Raw genomic sequence first — 18,110 nt, 5'->3', positions numbered from 1 at the left:
ACCTCGTTCCGGGGGGATCGACGCCGCTCTTTGGCGCGGAGTGTACCGCTGCATTCGCCGCTGTGAAGCCCGAAAACCGTGAAAGTACGTTGAAAGGTTAGCGAAAGGTTGGCCCTTTAGAGTCCGGCTACGGACAGTCTCGACTGCCCTGGCCCCGATGGCCGCTGATACGCAAAACGCCTCGAAGCGTTTTCGTCAAAATAAGAACAATAACGGAGTACCCCTGGATGCCGTCCACGCGCCCTCACGCCGTCACACCTGTATTTTTTTCCCGTCTGACCCCGACTGCCCTGGCCAGCGCCGCGGCCCTCGCCGGTGTCGCGCCCTTAAGCCAGGCCGCCTTCTTCGAAGACAGCAGCGCCACCTTCGAAACCCGCAACATGTATTTCAATCGCGACTTTCGCGACGGCACCAGCGCCCAGCAATCCAAGCGCGATGAATGGGCCCAGGGTTTCATGCTCAACCTGCAGTCGGGCTACACCGAAGGCACCGTGGGTTTCGGCCTGGACGCCCTGGGCATGCTCGGGGTCAAGCTCGACTCCAGCCCCGACCGCACCGGCACCGGCCTGCTGCCGACCCACGATGACGGACGCGCCGCCGACCAGTACTCCAAGCTCGGCCTGACCGGCAAAGTGAAGATCTCCGCCACCGAACTGAAAATCGGCAGCCTGATCCCCGAACTGCCGATCCTCAAGCCCAACGACGGGCGCATCCTGCCGCAGACCTTCGAAGGCGGCCTGCTGACCTCCAAGGAAATCAAGAACCTGACCTTCACCGGCGGGCGCCTGGACAAGGCCAAGGACCGCGACGACAGCAACTACGAGGACATCCGCCTCAACAACAAGAACAGCCGCTTCGCCGGCACCGTGGCCGGCAAGCACTTCAATTTCGGCGGCCTGGACTACAAGTTCACCGACAAGATCACCGGCAGCTACCACTTCGCCCAACTGGACGATGTCTACAACCAGCACTTCCTCGGCCTGGTAGCGTCCCAGCCCATGGGACCGGGCACCTTCGGCACCGATCTGCGCCTGGCCATCAGCGACGACCAGGGCCAGGCCCGGGGCGGCAAGATCGACAACAAATCCCTCAACGGCCTGGTGAGCTATGCCCTGAACGGACATAAACTCAGCGCCGGCTACCAGCACATGTCCGGCGACAGCGCATTCCCCTATGTCGATGGCAGCGACCCGTACCTGGTGAACTTCGTGCAGATCAACGACTTCGCCGGGGCCGAGGAACGCTCCTGGCAGGCCCGCTATGACTACGACTTCGCCAAGCTGGGGATTCCCGGCCTGAGCTTCATGACCCGCTACCTCAGCGGCGACAACGTCGCCCTGAAAAACGGCGACACCGGCAAAGAGTGGGAACGCAACACCGAGGTCAAATACGTGGTGCAAAGCGGCACCTTCAAGGACGTCGCCGTGCGCCTGCGCAACGCCACCTACCGTTCCAACTATTCGGCACGCGATGCCGATGAAGTACGCCTGCTGGTGAGCTACAGCGTGGCCCTGTGGTAAGCCACCCGTATCACGCTGCGTCGTAGGCGCTGGCTTGCCAGCGAAGAGGCCCGCAAGCCCTGTACTAAACCAAGGCCCCCTTCGCCGGCAAGCCGGCTCCTGCGGAAAAAGGGTCGGGGATGACCCGGACATACCGATAACAACAACTCCTGTGGAGACGTTCATGGACCTTTCACTGCGCAAACTAGCCCTCGCCGCCGGCTGCATGCTGTTCGCCGGCCAACTGCTGGCCGCGACCGCCGAGCCCAAGCGCCCGGAATGCATCGCCCCGGCCTCCCCCGGCGGCGGTTTCGACCTGACCTGCAAGCTGGTGCAAAGCGCCCTGGTCAACGAAAAACTCCTCACCAAGCCGATGCGCGTCACCTACATGCCTGGCGGTGTCGGTGCCGTGGCCTACAACGCCGTGGTGGCCCAGCGTCCCGCCGACGCCGGAACCCTGGTGGCCTGGTCCAGCGGCTCGCTGCTGAACCTGGCCCAGGGCAAGTTCGGCCGTTTCGATGAAAGCGCGGTGCGCTGGCTGGCAGCGGTCGGCACCAGCTACGGCGCTATCGCGGTGAAAAGCGACTCGCCCTACAAGACCCTCGACGATCTGGTCCAGGCTCTTAAGAAAGATCCAAGCAAAGTGGTGATAGGTTCCGGCGGCACCGTGGGCAGCCAGGACTGGATGCAGACCGCGCTGATCGCCAAGGCCGCCGGGATCAACCCCCGGGACCTGCGCTACGTCGCCCTGGAAGGCGGCGGTGAAATCGCCACCGCCCTACTGGGCGGACACATCCAGGTGGGCAGCACCGACATCTCCGACTCCATGCCCCATATCCAGGCCGGCGACATGCGCCTGCTGGCGGTGTTCTCCGAACAGCGTCTGGACGAGCCGGAAATGAAAGACATCCCCACCGCCAAGGAGCAGGGCTACGACATCGTCTGGCCGGTGGTACGCGGTTTCTACCTCGGGCCGAAAGTCACCGACGAGGAATACGCCTGGTGGAAAAACGCCTTCGACCAGCTCCTGGCCTCCGAAGAGTTCGCCAAGCTGCGTGACCAGCGCGAGCTGTTCCCCTTCGCCCTGACCGGCCCCGAGTTGGACACCTATGTGAAGAAACAGGTGGCCGACTACAAGACCCTGGCCAAAGAGTTCGGCCTGATCCAGTGACCGTCCCTTGCTGAAGGCGCGACCCTCGCGCATCGAGGGCCGCGCCCAGGAGTTAGCCATGCTCGTTCAACGTCTCTTCGCTGCGGTGTTGCTGCTGGCCTGTGCCGGCCTGGCACTGATGGCCTGGCCGTATCAGGCGGCCTTTTCCTATGAACCCGTGGGCCCGCGGGCCTTCCCTTTGCTGATGCTCGGTCTGATGGGGCTGGCCCTGCTGTACATGCTGTTTCGCCCGACACCCATCAAGCACAGCGAAGATGAACCGCCCCTGGACCGGCAAACCCTGACCAAGATCACGATCTGCGTGACCTTGCTGCTGGTGTTCGCCGGAACCTTCGAACCCCTGGGCTTCATCGTCGCCAGCGTGCTCATCGGCGTACCCATGGCACGGCTCTACGGCGGCCGCTGGCTGCCTAGCCTGGTGATCATCAGCCTGCTCAGTGTCGGCCTCTACTGGTTGTTCGACCGGGTCATGGACGTACCACTGCCCCTCGGCCTGCTCGACGTTCTGGAGAATTGATATGGATACCCTCAGTTATCTGGGCCAGGGCTTCGGCGTTGCGCTGACCCCTTACAACCTGGTCACCGCCCTGTCCGGCACCCTGATCGGCACCGTGGTCGGCCTGCTCCCGGGCCTGGGCCCGATCAATGGCGTGGCGCTGTTGATCCCCATTGCCTTCGCCCTGGGCCTGCCACCGGAATCGGCGCTGATCCTGTTGGCGGCGGTGTACCTGGGTTGCGAATACGGCGGCCGCATCAGTTCGATCCTGCTGAACATTCCGGGCGAAGCCTCCACCGTGATGACCACCCTGGACGGTTACCCCATGGCCCGCAAAGGCCTGGCGGGCGTGGCCCTGTCACTCTCGGCCTGGAGTTCGTTCATCGGCGCCTTCATCGCCACCTGCGGCATGGTGCTGTTCGCCCCGCTGCTGGCCAAGTGGGCGATCGCCTTCGGCCCGGCGGAATACTTCGTACTGATGGTGTTCGCCATCGTCTGCCTGGGCGGCATGGCCGGCGATCGGCCGCTGAAGACCTTCATTGCGGCGCTGATCGGCCTGTTCCTATCGGCGGTGGGCATTGACGCCAACAGCGGTGTGTACCGCTTCACCGGGGACAACATTCACCTCACCGACGGCATCCAGTTCGTGGTGCTGGTGCTGGGCCTGTTCTCCATCAGCGAGATTCTGTTGCTGCTGGAGAAGACCCATCGCGGCCAGGAAGCGGTGAAAGCCACCGGACGCATGATGTTCAACTTCAAGGAAGCGGCCTCGGTGTTCGTGGTGAACATCCGCTGTGGCCTGCTGGGCTTCATCATGGGCGTACTGCCCGGTGCCGGCGCGACCCTGGCCAGCGCCGTGGCCTACATGACCGAGAAACGCATCGCCGGCGCCAGCGGCACCTTCGGCGAAGGCGACAAGCGCGGCCTGGCCGCCCCGGAAACCGCCATCGGCGCCTCGGCCTGCGGCGCCCTCGTGCCGATGCTGACCCTCGGCGTTCCCGGCTCCGGCACCACGGCGGTGATGATCGGCGCCCTGTCGCTGTACAACATCACGCCCGGCCCACTGCTGTTTCAGCAGCAGCCGGACATTGTCTGGGGCCTGATCGCCTCGCTGTTCGTCGCCAACATCATGCTGGTGATCCTCAACATCCCGATGATCCGCCTCTTCACCCGCATCCTCGCCGTGCCGAACTGGGCCCTGGTGCCGGTGATCGCGATCATTACCGGGATTGGCGTCTACGCAGTGCACGCCACCACCTTCGACCTGTTCCTGATGGTGGGCATCGGCATCTTCGGCTACATCCTGCGCAAGCTGGACTTCCCGTTGTCGCCGGTGCTGCTGGGCTTCATCCTCGGCGGCTTGATGGAGCAGAACCTGCGCCGGGCGCTGTCGATCTCCAATGGCGCGATGGAGATCCTCTGGTCGAGCCCGATCACGGTCGGGGTCTGGGTGTTGACCCTCCTCATGCTGTTCATGCCGCTGCTGCGCATCTGGCGCAAGCGCTCGGCCCAGCAACGTGCCGTGGCCGATGTCTGAAGCCCGCTTCAGACAATGGTGGGGCACGCCCCTGGTGGGCCTGGCTGGCGGTTATCTCGCCAGCCAGATCGGCTGGCCATTGCCCTGGATGGTCGGCTCGTTGCTGGCGATCATCCTGGTGCGCTGCCTGACGCCCTGGCAATTGGCGGAAATCCCCGGCGGCCGCAAATGCGGGCAATGGGTGGTCGGCATCGGCATTGGCCTGCACTTCACGCCGCAGGTGATGGAACAGGTCATGAGCCACTTTGGCCTGATCTTCTTCGGCGCCCTGGTCACCAGCCTGTCCAGCGTGGTCGGGGTGTGGTTGCTGCGGCGCACCGGAGAAGACCGGGCCACCGCGTTTTTCTCCAGCATGCCCGGCGGCTCCGGGGAGATGGTCAATCTCGGCGCGCGCAATGGCGCGGTGCTCAGCCGCGTGGCGGCTGGGCAGAGCCTGCGGGTGCTGGCCGTGGTGCTCTGTGTTCCGGCGGCCTTCAAATATCTGCTGGGGGAAGGCACCCCCGCCCTGCATGCCACCAGCGTGGACTGGCAGTGGCTGGCCCTGCTGTTTCCCGCGGGCGCGCTGCTGGCCTGGGTCTGGCAGCGTCTGCACCAACCCAACCCCTGGCTGTTCGGCCCCTTGCTGCTCAGCGCTACGGTGAGCATCGCCTGGGACCTGCACATCGGTCTGCCAGAGGGCGGCAGTCAGGTGGGCCAATGGCTGATCGGCAGCGGCCTGGGCTGTCACTTCAATCGGCAGTTCTTCCGCCGAGCGCCCTCGTTCATGGGGCGGACCTTGATCGGCACCGCCCTGAGCATGCTGATCGCCGGCCTTGCGGCCCTGGGCCTGAGTGTGTTGACCCACTTGGATCTACGTTCGCTGACATTGGGCATGATGCCCGGCGGTATCGCGGAAATGAGCCTGACGGCCGAGACCCTGCAACTGTCGGTGCCACTGGTGACCGCGATGCAGGTGATGAGGTTGTTGTTCGTGCTGTTTCTCGCCGAGCCCCTGTTCCGCCACTGGAACAAAGGCCCCCTATAGCCGCTGCCGCGGGCGGCGACAAGGTCAACAGGACCTTCCACCGCCGCGTCCCTACGGACCGTTCGCAGCCTGCGGCAGCGGCTACAGATATGCCTTGGTTCAAGTCGCAGGTGGTTTTGCCACCAAGCAGCCCCCATCGAGCAATAGTTACAACGGCGGCAGGCGCCACTCGATGGGCGTCTCGCCATTCTGCTCAAGGTATTTGTTGGTGCGGCTGAAATGCCCGCAACCGAGGAAGCCGCGGTAGGCCGACAGCGGTGAAGGATGCACCGAGGTCAGTACCAGATGCTTGGTGGCGTCGATCAGTTTCTGCTTGCTCTGGGCGTGGGCACCCCACAACAGGAACACCAGGTGCGACTGGTGCTCGCTGACCACTTCGATGATCCGATCGGTAAAGAACTGCCAGCCCTTGCCTGCATGGGATGCCGCGTTGGCCCGCTCCACGGTCATGGTGGTGTTGAGCATCAGCACGCCCTGGTCGGCCCAGCTTTGCAGGTAGCCGTGGTTGGGAATGTCGATGTTGAGGTCACGCTTGAGCTCTTTATAGATGTTCACCAGCGAGGGCGGCGCTGGCACTCCGGGCTGTACCGAGAAGCACAAGCCATGGGCCTGGCCCGGTCCGTGGTACGGGTCCTGGCCGAGGATCACCACCTTGACCTTGTCCAGCGGCGTTGAGTTCAAGGCATTGAAGATCATCGGACCCGGCGGATAGATTTCCTTGCCGGCGGCATGTTCCTGGCGCAGGAATTCGCGAAGTTCGCTCATGTAGGGCTGCTCGAATTCGGCACGCAGCGCCTCCTTCCAGCTCGGTTCGAGTTTGATACGATCGTCAGCAGTCATGGCCATGCCCGTGAAAAAAACAATGGCCGCACCCTAGGAAAGCCGACTTCGCTTGTCAATTGATCTGACACGGAACCTGCACTTTCCCTACCAGCGATCATACTGAGCGCTTCTATTTCCCCTCGAGGTCACGATGAACCTGCACGTCGAAGAACTCACCGGCACCGATGGCGCACGCATCGCCATTGCCACCCTGGACGCGGAAAAATCCCTGAATGCCCTGTCGCTGCCCATGATCCAGCAGTTGAGCGAGCGTCTCGATGCTTGGGCCAAGGACCCGCAAGTGGTCTGTGTGCTGCTGCGGGGTAACGGCGCCAAGGCCTTCTGTGCCGGCGGCGAGGTACGCAGCCTGGCCCAGGCTTGCCTCGATCACCCCGGCGAAGTACCGGCCTTGGCCGGGCATTTCTTTGCCGCGGAATACCGTCTCGACTATCGCTTGCACACCTATCCCAAACCCTTGATCTGCTGGGGCCACGGTTATGTGCTGGGCGGTGGCATGGGTCTGCTGCAAGGTGCCGGGATTCGTATCGTCACCCCCAGCAGTCGCCTGGCAATGCCGGAAATCAGCATCGGCCTGTATCCCGACGTCGGCGCCAGCTGGTTCCTCTCGCGGATGCCCGGCAAGCTCGGCTTGTTCCTGGGGTTGACCGGCGCCCACATGAATGGCCGCGATGCCCTGGACCTGAACCTCGCCGACCGCTTCCTGCTGGACGAACAACAGGAAGCACTGATCGAGGGGCTGTTGCAGTTGAACTGGCAGGAACAGACGCCAAGGCAACTCAACAGCTTGCTCAAGGCCTTGCAGCAGGAAGCCTCGGCTCAACTGCCCGAAGCCCAATGGCTGCCGCGTCGGCAGCAGATCGACACCTGGCTGGACGTCAGTGACGTGGCCTGTGCCTGGCGTGCCATCAGCCAGTTGCAGAACCACAGCGATGCCCTCTACAGCCGAGCGGCCAAGACGCTGGTCGAGGGCTGCCCGCTGACCGCGCACCTGGTATGGGAGCAGATCCACCGTGCTCGCTACCTGTCCCTGGCCGAGGTATTCCAGATGGAATACACCCTGAGCCTGAACTGCTGCCGGCACCCGGAATTCGCCGAAGGGGTGCGCGCCCGCCTGATCGACAAGGATCATCAGCCCCATTGGCATTGGTCGGATATCAACAGCGTGCCCGAGGCGGTGGTGCAAGCGCATTTCCACAAGGCCTGGGAAGGACGTCATCCCCTGGCGGACCTGACGGATTACTAAAAAGCCTGCAGCCGCCGACAGCGGCTACAGGCTTTTGGCCCACTCGGGATCAATGGCCGCGACCGCCTCGCCCATGGTCGCCCCGGTCACGATCGCCTCGGCCACGATCACCACGTCCGCCGTGACCGCCCCATTCCCGATGGCCACCATTGTTGCCCCAATTGTTGTTGCCCCAGTTGCTGTGGCGATCGTGCCCGCCCCAGCCCTGGTTCGGATACGGCCGGTACACCGCTCGGGGTGGCTGGTAGTAGCGCGGAGCCGGTTGGTAGTAACGCGGAGCCGACTGGTAATAACGGGGTGCCGGCTGGTAGTAACGCGGTGCGTAGTAACTGCGGCCAGTGGAGTAATAGGAAGAACCACCACCGTAGTAATAGGCCGGCGTGGGAGAACTGTAGACTTCGGAGCTGTAATAGCTTGAACCTCCACCGTAATAAGGGACGCACGCGCTAAGACTCAAACCCAGTAATGCAACAAGCAGAAGTCGACGATACATGGCGGCCTCCTGGACCGCGAAGAAGCCACACCAGCGACGCTGGCAGGCGGCAGTCGACAACAGGCCGACTGACGAAATATCTGACCGCGAAAACCCCTTCTGGTGCGATTTTGGCAACACGTTGATACAAGTCCTTCGACCGCCGGTAACCGCCCTGTCAGGACGACTCAGGGCCGCATTTCCGGCGCCGGAAAAACACCATGCCGCGTGTCGATTCCGAGACAACTCAGTGCGCTGATGAACGAGTTATTTCCGCGCTGTGCCACTAGAATGCGTCATCGGGCCACTATCACGGAATTGCCATGCCGCTTCGTTCTCCCTTGTATTCGCAGCGTTCGCTGGTACTGGTCCTGATCACCTTGCTGGGCAGCGGCTTCCTCGCCACTTCCCTGCTCAGCTACTACGCCTCCCGGGACTCGATCCGCGACAACATCGTCAACACCGAGCTGCCCCTGACCTCCGACACCGTGTACTCGGAAATCCAGAAGGACCTGGTACGGCCGGTCCTGATCTCCTCGATGATGGCCCGCGACACCTTCATGCGTGACTGGGTGGTGGCCGGCGAACGCGACCCTACCCAGATGACCCGTTACCTCAACGAGGTCATGACCCACTATGGCGCCTACACCGCGTTCTTCGTCTCCAACACCAGCCTCACCTACTACCAGGCCAAGGGCGTGCTGAAGCAGGTCAAGGTCGATGAGCCCCGGGACGCCTGGTACTTTCGCGTACGCGATATGGCCACGCCCTATGAAATCAACGTCGACCCGGACCTGGCCAACCAGGACAAACTGACCTTCTTCATCAACTACAAGGTCTACGACTATCAGGAGCGCTTCATCGGTGCGGCCGGAGTGGGCTTGACGGTGGACGCGGTGATCAAGCTGATCGACAAGTACCAGCAGCGCTACCAGCGCAGTGTGTACTTCGTCGACACCTTCGGCCGCATCGTCCTCACCGGCGCCGACGGTGGGCCCCAGGGCGCCCGCAGCGGCCAGTCCCTGCATGACCTGGACAGCCTCAAGGAGCTGATGACCCAACTGCCCAAGCCCCACAGCGGCAGCTATGAATACTCGACCCAGGGCCAGGGGCATTTTCTCAATGTGCGATTCATTCCCGAACTGAACTGGTACCTGTTCGTCGACAAGCGCGAAGACGGCGCCCTCAACAGCATCCGTCAGTCGCTGTACCTGAACCTGCTGATCTGCCTGGTGGTCACCAGCATCGTGCTGATCCTGCTCAGCGGCGTGGTGCGTCGCTACCGGCGCAAGATCGAGGCCCAGGCCACCCTCGACAGCCTCACCCGCCTGCCCAATCGCCGCGGCTTCGATCTGCTGGCAGCCCAGGCTCTGCAGGAAGCGCGGCGGGACATGACGCCACTGTGCGCCCTGCTGCTGGACCTGGATCACTTCAAGCGCCTCAACGACACCTACGGCCATCTGGCCGGGGACCTGGTGCTCAGCGGTTTTGCCCGTGACCTGCAGGACTGCCTGCGCCAGTCCGACATCGTCTGCCGCTGGGGCGGCGAGGAGTTCATTGTCCTGCTCAAGGACACCCAGAGCAGCGCCGCCCTGGTCATTGCCGAGAAGATCCGCCAGCAGACCGAACAACAGCGCTACTACTATGAAGGGCAGCCTCTGCAACTGACCGTCAGTATCGGCTTGACCGCTCTGCAATCGGCAGACACCCTGCACAGCCTGCTGTCCCGTGCCGACCATGCGATGTACCGCGCCAAGCAGAGCGGACGCAATCGAACCTGTGTGGAAATGCCCCACTCCAGCCATGAATGAACCTGACCTTTGCCCGGCCTGCGGTGCCCGCAACGACTGCACCCTGGCCGACCCGCGTACTGCGGACCAAGCCTGCTGGTGCTACAGCGTGAGCATCGACCCGGCAATCATCGAAGCCTTGCCGCCAGAGCTGCGCGACCGCTCCTGCCTGTGCCCCCGTTGTGCCGGGGTCGAGGCGCAGTTGCGCGCCGGCACCTTGCCGCGCTCCTGAACCTCCTCACCTTGCCCCCAAACGCCGATCACCATGCGCATTGACCGTTTCCTCAGCAACCTGCCCCGCTTCAACCGTCAGCAGGTGCGCCTGCTGCTGGTGCAACGCCGCATCCGCATCGACGGGCAGCCGGTAAGCGACCCCAAGGCCGAGGTCCGTGAGTTCAGTCGCGTGGAACTGGATGAGGAAGTGCTCCAGGTCGGCAAGCCGGCGCGTTATTTCATGCTGCACAAGCCCATGGGCTGTGTCAGCGCCACCCGCGACCCGGAGCACAGGACCGTGCTGGAACTGATCCACGAGCCGGATCCCCAGGACCTGCACATCGCCGGGCGCCTGGATTACAACACCACCGGGCTGATGCTGATCACCAACGACGGCAGCTGGTCGCGACGCTTGACCCAGCCGCAGACCAAGCTACCCAAGCTCTACTACGTGGAAACCGAGCAGGAGATTGGCCCCGAGTACATCGAGACCTTCGCCCAGGGTCTGTATTTCGCCTTCGAGGACCTCACCACCCTGCCTGCGCAATTGCAGATCCTCGGCCCCCATAGCGCCAGGCTGAGCATCGTCGAGGGGCGCTATCACCAGGTCAAACGGATGTTCGGCCACTTCAACAACAAGGTGGTGCGCCTGCACCGCGAACGCATGGGACCACTGGTACTGGATGAATGCCTTGCCCCAGGCCAATACCGCCCCCTCAGCGCAGACGAAATCCGCCTGATCTGACGCCGCGTCCCACTGAATGACCGCTGGGCAGAAGCTGTCGAACAATTTGCCCAACGCACTTGCAGGTTCCCGGTTGCCCTGCTTGAATCAGTCCGTCGGCCGAAATGTGACCGATGAGTCACCAACAGACATCTAAGAAACCTTTTGCCGGCCTGAGCCCTGCCTGCTCTGCATTCAACCCGGTAAATCGCCCGCCTATAACAATACCCGTCGACCTGCATTACCGGATCGACATGGGCTCCGATTCCAGGCGTATGCCTACCTGTCACATTGCCCGTGCACACTCAACGTTGCGCGCATACCCGCTTGCCAGGAGTCTTATGACATGAGGCCAGAAATCGCTGTGCTGGATATACAGGGTCAGTATCGGGTTTACACGGAGTTCTATCGCGCAGATGCCGCAGACAAGACCATCATTCTGGTCAACGGCTCGATGGCCACCACTGCGTCCTTTGCCCAGACCGTGAAGAATCTGTACCCGCAGTTCAACGTGGTGCTCTACGACCAGCCCTACGCGGGCCGGTCCAAGGCCCACAACAAGCACGAACGGATGCTCACCAAGGAAGTGGAAGGGCAGATCCTGCTGGAGTTGATCGAGCACTTCGCCGCCGAGCATGTGCTGTCGTTCTCGTGGGGCGGCGCCGCGGCTTTGCAGGCCTTGTCCCAACGTCCTCGACGCATCGAGAAGGCGGTGATCAGCTCGTTCTCTCCGGTGCTCAACGAACCCATGCGCGACTACCTGGAGCGCGGTGTCGACTACCTCGGCAGCCTCGACCGCCATCGCGTCGGCCACCTGGTCAACGACACCATCGGCAAACACCTGCCATCGCTGTTCAAGCGCTTCAACTATCGCCATGTCAGCAGCCTGGCGGAGCATGAGTACGGGCAGATGCACTTCCACATCAGCCATGTGCTCAACGGTGATCGCCAGTGCTACTTGCGGGCGGCGAAGAACATCCAGGTGCCGGTACTGTTTCTCAACGGTGAGTGGGACGAGTACACCTCAGCCAACGACGCCAAGCTGTTCGCCGACCATGTACAGCACGCAAGCTTCAGCACCATCCAGGCCACCGGGCATTTTCTCGACATGGAACACAAGGCCGCCTGCCGCGACAGTCGCCAGGCACTCCTGGGCTTCCTCAAGCCAGCCCAGTACGACAACCGCTCGCGTCCACACTATGTTCATGATCAGCATGCACGGGCCATCTGAAACCCCGTCGCCACAGGCCGTCACCCCGCCTTGAAAAACCCTGTTTTTCCTGGCGGGTGAGGCACCTGTGGCGACCTCAACCGACACGCAAGCACAAGTCAGATAAAGAAAAACTTCAAATCCCCGGCCACTTCTGGTACAAAGTCAGCCGTTCGAGCGGGTGTCGTATAATGGCATTACTCCAGCTTCCCAAGCTGATAACGAGGGTTCGATTCCCTTCACCCGCTCCACTTCCCCAATCTGCGGGCTCCCGCAGATATCTGTAGAAGCTTCTCAAGTCGTTGATTCAAACGATTTCCTCTCCTCTCAGCAGCAAACCTAGCGAACCAAGCCCAAGCCTCGTGCAGATCATTGGAGCGCCGCTGTTTCAGCATTGACCTGTGCCAACGGCCTATCAGCCGGGTGCGTGGCACAACTGATCGGGATTGGCCAAAAAAGCGGCATAGCCATCCGCAACGACGCAGGTTCGGCCCGTCTCATGGGACCACAGCACCACGACCGGCTCACCGGCGTCGCCCAGTACCGCGTAATCGAAGCAGTAATAGTCGCCCGTCCCAAATTGAGCGAACGGCAACAGGCTGGAGCAGTCGAGCTCGATGCCGGAGAAAGTGTCTTGCCAAGCCCGCCAGCCTTGCTCGAAATGGCGGACTATCGACTCCCAGGTCTTGCGGGGATCACGCGCATCAAAGACAGGAAACACTTCCAGCCCCCCCAGCGCCTTGCCGTTGTGCTCCAGCAGCCAGTCCACGAATGACCTGGGCAAGGTTCGCCCCAATGCCGTCTCGGCAGCATGAATGGCCTCTATTGTCGTGCCTATCACTCGCGCTTTGCCCAAGGTGCCTCGCTTAGGGTACAGACCCAGGTTCGGGGGATTCGGTTGGCCCTTACAGACGATCACCCAGCGCTATCGGTTGGCTTGGTGTCGATGACGACGCTGATCGTTTGAGGCGTGGCGCACGATAATGCATAACCCACACTGAGTGAAAATCGCCGTGACCGGGTCAGAGGAAAAACCTCAGCCGCGTCTTTTGCATCATCCGCCCGACATCACGGCTGCACACGAACCTCAAGGAAACGCTGCATGACCCAGAATATTTACGACGATCCGACCTTTTTCCAGGGCTACAGCCAGATGGGCCGCTCCCTCGGCGGCCTCGATGCGGCACCGGAATGGCCAGCCCTGCAAGCTCTGCTGCCCACCATGAACGGTCTCAAGGTGGTGGACCTGGGCTGCGGTTATGGCTGGTTCAGCCGCTGGGCCAGCGAACAGGGGGCCCGACAGGTACTGGGCCTGGACGTTTCGCAAAAGATGCTGGCGACCGCCCGCGCCAGCACCTCGGCGCCCAACATCGATTATCAGCGGGCCGATCTGGAACACCTGAGCCTGCCCGCCTGCAGCTTCGACCTGGCCTACAGCTCCCTGGCCCTGCACTACATCAAGGACTTGCGCGGGCTGTTCACCCAGGTCCATGCCGCCCTGGTACCCGGGGCACGCCTGGTGTTCTCCATCGAGCACCCGATCTTCATGGCCCCGCGCAACCCGGGTTGGCAGGTGGATGACCAGCGCCGCAAATCCTGGCCGCTGGACAGCTACCAGCAAGAAGGCGAACGGGTGACCCATTGGCTGGCGGAGGGCGTGATCAAGCAGCACCGGACCCTGGGCACTCTGCTCAACACCCTGATCGACACAGGGTTCAGCATTCGCCATGTCGAGGAGTGGGGACCGAGCGCCCAGCAAGTGCTGGAGCAACCGGCTCTGGAAGAAGAGCGCGAGCGACCGATGATGTTGCTGGTGGCCGCACAGCGCTGAGGCGGCCGCCGTTGCGCGGCCACCTCGGCAGGCTTGTCCTGCATGCTAGACGCCCTGCTGCAACGGAAAACGCCGGGCCCCGCTGTGAGCGAGGAATTTTTCCTGGGCCATGGGCCGGGCCAGGAAATAGCCCTGGGCTTCGTCGCAGCCAAAGGCTCGTAGCATCTGCAGGCATTTGAAACTCTCGATGCCCTCGGCCACGGTGCGATAGCCCAGCTCCCTGGCCAGGGCAATGACCGAACGGGTGATCTTCTGGTGCTGGGCGCTGCTCTCAAGGTCCGTGACCATGGATTTGTCGAGCTTCACCACATTGGCGGGAATCTGATGCAGGTAGGCGAAGTTGCTGTAGCCGGTACCGAAATCATCGATGGCCACGTCCATGCCCAGGCCGCGTATCTTGCTCAACTGATCCAGCACCTTGGGGTTGGAGCGCAGCCAGGCACCTTCAGTGATCTCCACCTCCAGGCGCCGGGGATCGATGCGGTGACGCTGGCAGGCCTCCCTGAGGACATCGGCAATGTCCTGGTCCTCGAAATCCTGGGGGGACAGGTTGATCGACAGGCGCTGTACATCGCTGGAACTCCAACTGTGCAGCCTGTCCAGCACCGCGTTGATCACCCAATGGGTCACCCGGTGGATCAAGGCGTTGCGCTCCATGACCGGAATGAATTCCGCCGGGGAAATCGGTCCCAGCCAAGGGTGATCCCAGCGGATCAGTGCCTCTGCGCTGACCTGGGCACCATCGGGCAGGGCGAAGCGCGGCTGGAACATCAGGTAGATCTGTCCGCTGTCGAGGGCTTCGCTGATGTCCGACGCCAGATTGAAGGCACGTCGATAGGCCTGGTCCCGCACCACGTCATAGGGCGCCCAGGTGCTGCGCTTCAAGGTCGCCAGCTCCAGGGCGAACATGGCTTTGCGCAGCACGTCCGGCACCGCGTCGCGGTCCGTGGAGAACTCCACGGTGCCCGCACATACCCCGGGAATCATCGGCAGCTCAAGGCCCGGCGGCTGGCGCCGCAAACGCCGAACCAGCCCTTCGAGAAAACGTTCGATGCCCGGCGCTGCCGGTAGCAGAAAGCCAAAACGCTTGACCGAGACGTGATACACCCGGACATGCCGCCCCAGGTAGGTGAGCAGTTGCTGGGCCAGGAAGCGCACGATGATTTCAAACGGAGCCATGCCCATGGCCAGGGTCAGCTCGTGAGCCACGGTCATGTCCACCGCATCCACCAGCACCAGCACGCGCTTTTCACCAGGATGCTGTTCCGCCAGGTCGTACAGATCGCTCTGGAATTGCTCCCGATTGGGCAGGCTGCTGACCGGATCGCGACGGGTCTGGCGCTGACGGTGCTCGATCTGCTCCATCACCAGGCACGCCAGGTCCCGCAGTTGCTGGCGCTCGACGGCATTCAAGCGCTGGGGCTGTTTATCGATGACGCACAAACTGCCGATGGCGTGGCCGGTGGATGTGATCAGCGGCGCGCCGGCATAAAAGCCGATGCATGGATCTTCGGTGACCAGGGGATTGGCATGAAAGCGCACATCCCGGCGGGCGTTTTCCACTTCAAACACATCGCCGGACTTGATGGTGTAGGCACAGAACGATTGATCGATGGGGGTCTGCTCGGCGACGAAACCCACCCGCGACATGAACCACTGGCGATCCCGATCCACCAGGGTGATCAGGGCCGTGGGTACCTTGAAGTACTGCGCCGCCAGGCGACAAATACGATCAAAACGCTCACAACGGGCCGTGTCCAGCAGTTCCAGGGCATACAGAGCAGCCAGGCGCTGCTCCTCGACCAACGCCTTATCGGGCATACCGCGCCTCAGGCAGGATCAACACACTCATCAGAAAACCTATCTCAGCAGCGCAGGGGGAAAACACCACCTGGAAACGGGTTGAGCCCAAAATGGTGGCATTACGACATCCATCGACAGCATGACGCAGTGACTAGTGCTTGCCAATTCCATCCGTCGGACGAACGGTATTGCCCGGAACAATACATCGCGACCTTGAAAAGACCGTTCCAGAGCGCTCGCGCCCCATGACAAAGAGACCTTGCCGGCCATTGCGTCCTGCTCGAACCCCTCTCTGCAAACCCTGGCAGATCGGCAGGTGCGTACCTTGCGAAGACAAAAAAAGCGATCCGCAGATCGCTTTCTTTGCTATTGCATCATCAGGCCAGTTCCAGAGTCCCGACCTTCTTGCCCCCTTGTCACGACCCTGCTCCTGCCGGGCGTCCGAATCTTTTAACAGCCTGCGACTGTCTGCTGGCTGAACCTGCCGGCGGCAAGCGTGACAATTCATGACAGTCCCTTGCCAAGCATGAGCAAAGCCGGAACCATGCGCCGCCCTGCCCATGGATGGAGCCGTACCATGAAAAAACTCGTATTCCTGCTATTCCTCGGCCTGCTGGTGGTGCTCAACGTCGGCTACTACACCGAGCTGGAAGAAGCCGAGACCCACACCCGCTGGTTTATCAAGCAGTCCCCGACGCTGCGCCTGGAGTTCTTCAATATCCACGCCAATGACGGCGACTACCGGCGCGTGGAAAAGCTCACTCCCGAGCACCGGCAGATGATCATCGACTACTGCAAGTACCGTTTGGGCATCGATACCCAGGTCACCACCCAGGCCGACGTGGAACGTTGCGCCAAGCTCTGAGCCCTCCCCTCCAGCACGCCAACCCCGGGTCTTTGGTACTCGTCTCATGGCAACCGGGCCAGCCCCCGGCTAGGGTCGCTACAACTCTCCTGCCCCAGGGGAGCCCTGCGCCCGTCCTTGGTCCAGGGGTGCTATGGTGGTCGGCTGCCCTGCGTGCCAGGGCTCATTGGAGGAGTGCGACGCTGAACGCCTGGTCGTGAAGCTTGAGGAGGTCACTGAATAGATATGTGCAACGCCAAAGATATTTATACCGCGGGTTGGATTCTGGTGGTCATGTCCGGTCTGGTGTCCCTGGTGATCCAGGTCTACCTGGGCTATTTCAAGATCGATGACATGGTCAAGTACCTGGCCCGCTGCCGGGTCATCGCCATTCGCATGCCACTGCTGGGCAAAGACCCTCTCAGCCGTCTGTGCATGCTGGTGTGCATCGGCGGGATGTTCGCCATGCCCCACCTCTTTCTGCGCAATGGCGGCATGGATGTACGGGACTACAAGAACTTCCCCCTGGGCCTGAAATGGCTGATCAATCTGTTCCAGCTGTCAGCCCTGGCCGCGGTCATCGCCTTCCTGGTGTTGTGGTGGGTCAGCCGTCACCTTTGACCGGCAACGGTCTTCATTGCGGGGCGCCACGCAACGGCGCCCCGTCTCCCCAGAGCCAGCAGCCCTTCAAGCGGTCGCTGTCTGCTGATGAAAATCCTCACGGGTCATTTCGAAAAACCGGCTTGGCAGGCCTTCGAATTCGCCGTCGTGAGTGAAACGAAAACCCAGCTTGCGAGCCACCGCCAACGAGGCGCCATTGTCGATGTGAGCATCAGCGACAATCCGCTCGACCTCCGGGTCGGCAAAGGCGTGCTCAACAATGCGCCTGGCGGCCTCAGAGGCCACCCCCCGGCCCCAGGCCCGCCGCACCAGACGCCAGCCCATCTCCAGTTCCGGGCCCACGGCGTCGAAAGGAATGAACGAGACCCAGCCCAGTAAATCGTCCGGGGCCTCCTTGGCGAAGATCGCCCAATAACCGCATCGCTCACCAAAGTCCTGGGTCATGCGCGACTGCAAGAAATCCCGGTGCCATTGCCCACCGTCCCAGATTCCCGGAGTGAAGCGCGTGACTTCAGGGTCCAGGTCCATGCGCAAGCAGGCCTCGAAGTGTTCGAGCGTGCGTGGGCGCAATATCAAGTTGGGGGTTTCGAAGTGCAGATTCATCCGTGATCTCCTGGGTTGATGGTCGACCATGAAACAGCGGCTGGCGGAAAAAGAAAACAGCCCGCCGCAGGAAAATATGTCGCTCCGCACAGCAAACCCGATCAAGCCCCCCTCTTCGTATACAGCTACGCATACACTTTTCGACACCATTGTTCAGAACTATCTGATTGAATGATAATAATTATC

19 protein-coding genes and 1 tRNA gene are annotated in these 18,110 nt (G+C 62.1%); 15 read left to right on the top strand and 5 right to left on the bottom strand.

The features are described from left to right. Window positions 1-227: 227 nt before the first annotated feature. From PFZ56_RS12980 to PFZ56_RS12960, 5 genes are all read left to right on the top strand, one after another. The gene (locus PFZ56_RS12980) at window positions 228-1,520 is read left to right on the top strand and encodes an OprD family porin (RefSeq protein ID WP_110595068.1); all 1,293 of its coding nucleotides are present in this window, start codon (window positions 228-230) and stop codon (window positions 1,518-1,520) included. A 163-nt stretch (window positions 1,521-1,683) separates the two neighbouring features. Continuing rightward, on the top strand, window positions 1,684-2,670 hold the full coding sequence (locus PFZ56_RS12975) for a tripartite tricarboxylate transporter substrate binding protein (RefSeq protein WP_102878712.1): 987 nt from the start codon (window positions 1,684-1,686) through the stop codon (window positions 2,668-2,670). 58 nt (window positions 2,671-2,728) lie between these two features. Beyond that, the gene (locus PFZ56_RS12970) at window positions 2,729-3,187 is read left to right on the top strand and encodes a tripartite tricarboxylate transporter TctB family protein (protein WP_110595067.1); all 459 of its coding nucleotides are present in this window, start codon (window positions 2,729-2,731) and stop codon (window positions 3,185-3,187) included. A gap of 1 nt (window position 3,188) precedes the next feature. Next, window positions 3,189-4,703 (top strand): tripartite tricarboxylate transporter permease, encoded by a 1,515-nt coding sequence (locus PFZ56_RS12965; protein ID WP_102861589.1) that lies wholly within the window; start codon window positions 3,189-3,191, stop codon window positions 4,701-4,703. Then, entirely contained in the window at window positions 4,696-5,727 is a 1,032-nt protein-coding gene (locus PFZ56_RS12960; RefSeq protein ID WP_170004612.1) for an AbrB family transcriptional regulator, read from the top strand. The genes PFZ56_RS12965 and PFZ56_RS12960 overlap by 8 nt, the downstream gene beginning before the upstream one ends. Before the next feature lie 147 nt (window positions 5,728-5,874). On the opposite strand, the gene ung is transcribed toward PFZ56_RS12960, so the two are convergent. Beyond that, window positions 5,875-6,567, bottom strand: coding sequence for a uracil-DNA glycosylase (gene ung / locus PFZ56_RS12955; RefSeq protein ID WP_110595065.1), 693 nt, complete (start codon window positions 6,565-6,567; stop codon window positions 5,875-5,877). A gap of 133 nt (window positions 6,568-6,700) precedes the next feature. Between ung and PFZ56_RS12950 the strand changes: the two genes are divergently transcribed. After that, window positions 6,701-7,813 carry an enoyl-CoA hydratase/isomerase family protein gene (locus PFZ56_RS12950; protein ID WP_115581788.1) on the top strand — a complete coding sequence of 371 codons (1,113 nt, stop codon included), beginning with the start codon at window positions 6,701-6,703 and terminating at the stop codon, window positions 7,811-7,813. Between the two features lie 49 nt (window positions 7,814-7,862). Here PFZ56_RS12950 and PFZ56_RS12945 read toward each other — a convergent pair whose 3' ends face one another. Next, a complete protein-coding gene (locus PFZ56_RS12945; RefSeq protein WP_102878709.1) occupies window positions 7,863-8,306 on the bottom strand; it encodes a hypothetical protein in 444 nt (147 codons plus the stop codon). Between the two features lie 302 nt (window positions 8,307-8,608). On the opposite strand from PFZ56_RS12945, the gene PFZ56_RS12940 reads away from it, so the two are divergent. From PFZ56_RS12940 to PFZ56_RS12920, 5 genes are all read left to right on the top strand, one after another. Beyond that, window positions 8,609-10,096, top strand: a complete 1,488-nt coding sequence (locus PFZ56_RS12940) for a sensor domain-containing diguanylate cyclase (protein ID WP_110595064.1) — start codon at window positions 8,609-8,611, stop codon at window positions 10,094-10,096. Then, window positions 10,089-10,307: a cysteine-rich CWC family protein gene (locus tag PFZ56_RS12935; RefSeq protein WP_170002678.1), complete on the top strand. Its 219-nt coding sequence runs from the start codon at window positions 10,089-10,091 to the stop codon at window positions 10,305-10,307. The genes PFZ56_RS12940 and PFZ56_RS12935 overlap by 8 nt, the downstream gene beginning before the upstream one ends. A gap of 33 nt (window positions 10,308-10,340) precedes the next feature. Then, window positions 10,341-11,033, top strand: coding sequence for a 16S rRNA pseudouridine(516) synthase (locus PFZ56_RS12930; RefSeq protein WP_102861582.1), 693 nt, complete (start codon window positions 10,341-10,343; stop codon window positions 11,031-11,033). Window positions 11,034-11,358: 325 nt separating this feature from the next. Then, window positions 11,359-12,243 carry an alpha/beta fold hydrolase gene (locus PFZ56_RS12925; protein WP_102861581.1) on the top strand — a complete coding sequence of 295 codons (885 nt, stop codon included), beginning with the start codon at window positions 11,359-11,361 and terminating at the stop codon, window positions 12,241-12,243. A gap of 156 nt (window positions 12,244-12,399) precedes the next feature. Then, window positions 12,400-12,473, top strand: a tRNA-Gly gene (locus PFZ56_RS12920). A gap of 164 nt (window positions 12,474-12,637) precedes the next feature. On the opposite strand, the gene PFZ56_RS12915 is transcribed toward PFZ56_RS12920, so the two are convergent. Further along, entirely contained in the window at window positions 12,638-13,063 is a 426-nt protein-coding gene (locus PFZ56_RS12915) for an SMI1/KNR4 family protein (RefSeq protein ID WP_258010234.1), read from the bottom strand. A 261-nt stretch (window positions 13,064-13,324) separates the two neighbouring features. Between PFZ56_RS12915 and PFZ56_RS12910 the strand changes: the two genes are divergently transcribed. Continuing rightward, window positions 13,325-14,053: a class I SAM-dependent methyltransferase gene (locus PFZ56_RS12910; protein ID WP_170002676.1), complete on the top strand. Its 729-nt coding sequence runs from the start codon at window positions 13,325-13,327 to the stop codon at window positions 14,051-14,053. 45 nt (window positions 14,054-14,098) lie between these two features. Here PFZ56_RS12910 and PFZ56_RS12905 read toward each other — a convergent pair whose 3' ends face one another. After that, window positions 14,099-15,874 (bottom strand): sensor domain-containing phosphodiesterase, encoded by a 1,776-nt coding sequence (locus PFZ56_RS12905; protein WP_170002674.1) that lies wholly within the window; start codon window positions 15,872-15,874, stop codon window positions 14,099-14,101. A gap of 559 nt (window positions 15,875-16,433) precedes the next feature. Between PFZ56_RS12905 and PFZ56_RS12900 the strand changes: the two genes are divergently transcribed. Together PFZ56_RS12900 and PFZ56_RS12895 are read left to right on the top strand one after the other, a co-directional pair. Continuing rightward, entirely contained in the window at window positions 16,434-16,721 is a 288-nt protein-coding gene (locus tag PFZ56_RS12900) for a hypothetical protein (protein ID WP_102878703.1), read from the top strand. A gap of 225 nt (window positions 16,722-16,946) precedes the next feature. Beyond that, complete coding sequence (locus tag PFZ56_RS12895) at window positions 16,947-17,321, top strand: hypothetical protein (protein WP_110595061.1); 375 nt, start codon at window positions 16,947-16,949, stop codon at window positions 17,319-17,321. Between the two features lie 66 nt (window positions 17,322-17,387). On the opposite strand, the gene PFZ56_RS12890 is transcribed toward PFZ56_RS12895, so the two are convergent. Next, entirely contained in the window at window positions 17,388-17,924 is a 537-nt protein-coding gene (locus tag PFZ56_RS12890; protein WP_170002672.1) for a GNAT family N-acetyltransferase, read from the bottom strand. Between the two features lie 28 nt (window positions 17,925-17,952). Here PFZ56_RS12890 and PFZ56_RS12885 point away from each other — a divergent pair, with 28 nt between their 5' ends. Further along, window positions 17,953-18,099, top strand: coding sequence for a hypothetical protein (locus tag PFZ56_RS12885; RefSeq protein WP_170002670.1), 147 nt, complete (start codon window positions 17,953-17,955; stop codon window positions 18,097-18,099). The last annotated feature ends 11 nt before the right edge of the window (window positions 18,100-18,110 follow it).

Origin of the sequence: Pseudomonas danubii (assembly GCF_042980055.1) — a bacterium.
Lineage (GTDB): Bacteria > Pseudomonadota > Gammaproteobacteria > Pseudomonadales > Pseudomonadaceae > Aquipseudomonas > Aquipseudomonas danubii.
The sequence above is the reverse complement of the archived record's forward strand: the minus strand, read 5'-3'. Positions and strand labels throughout refer to the sequence as shown.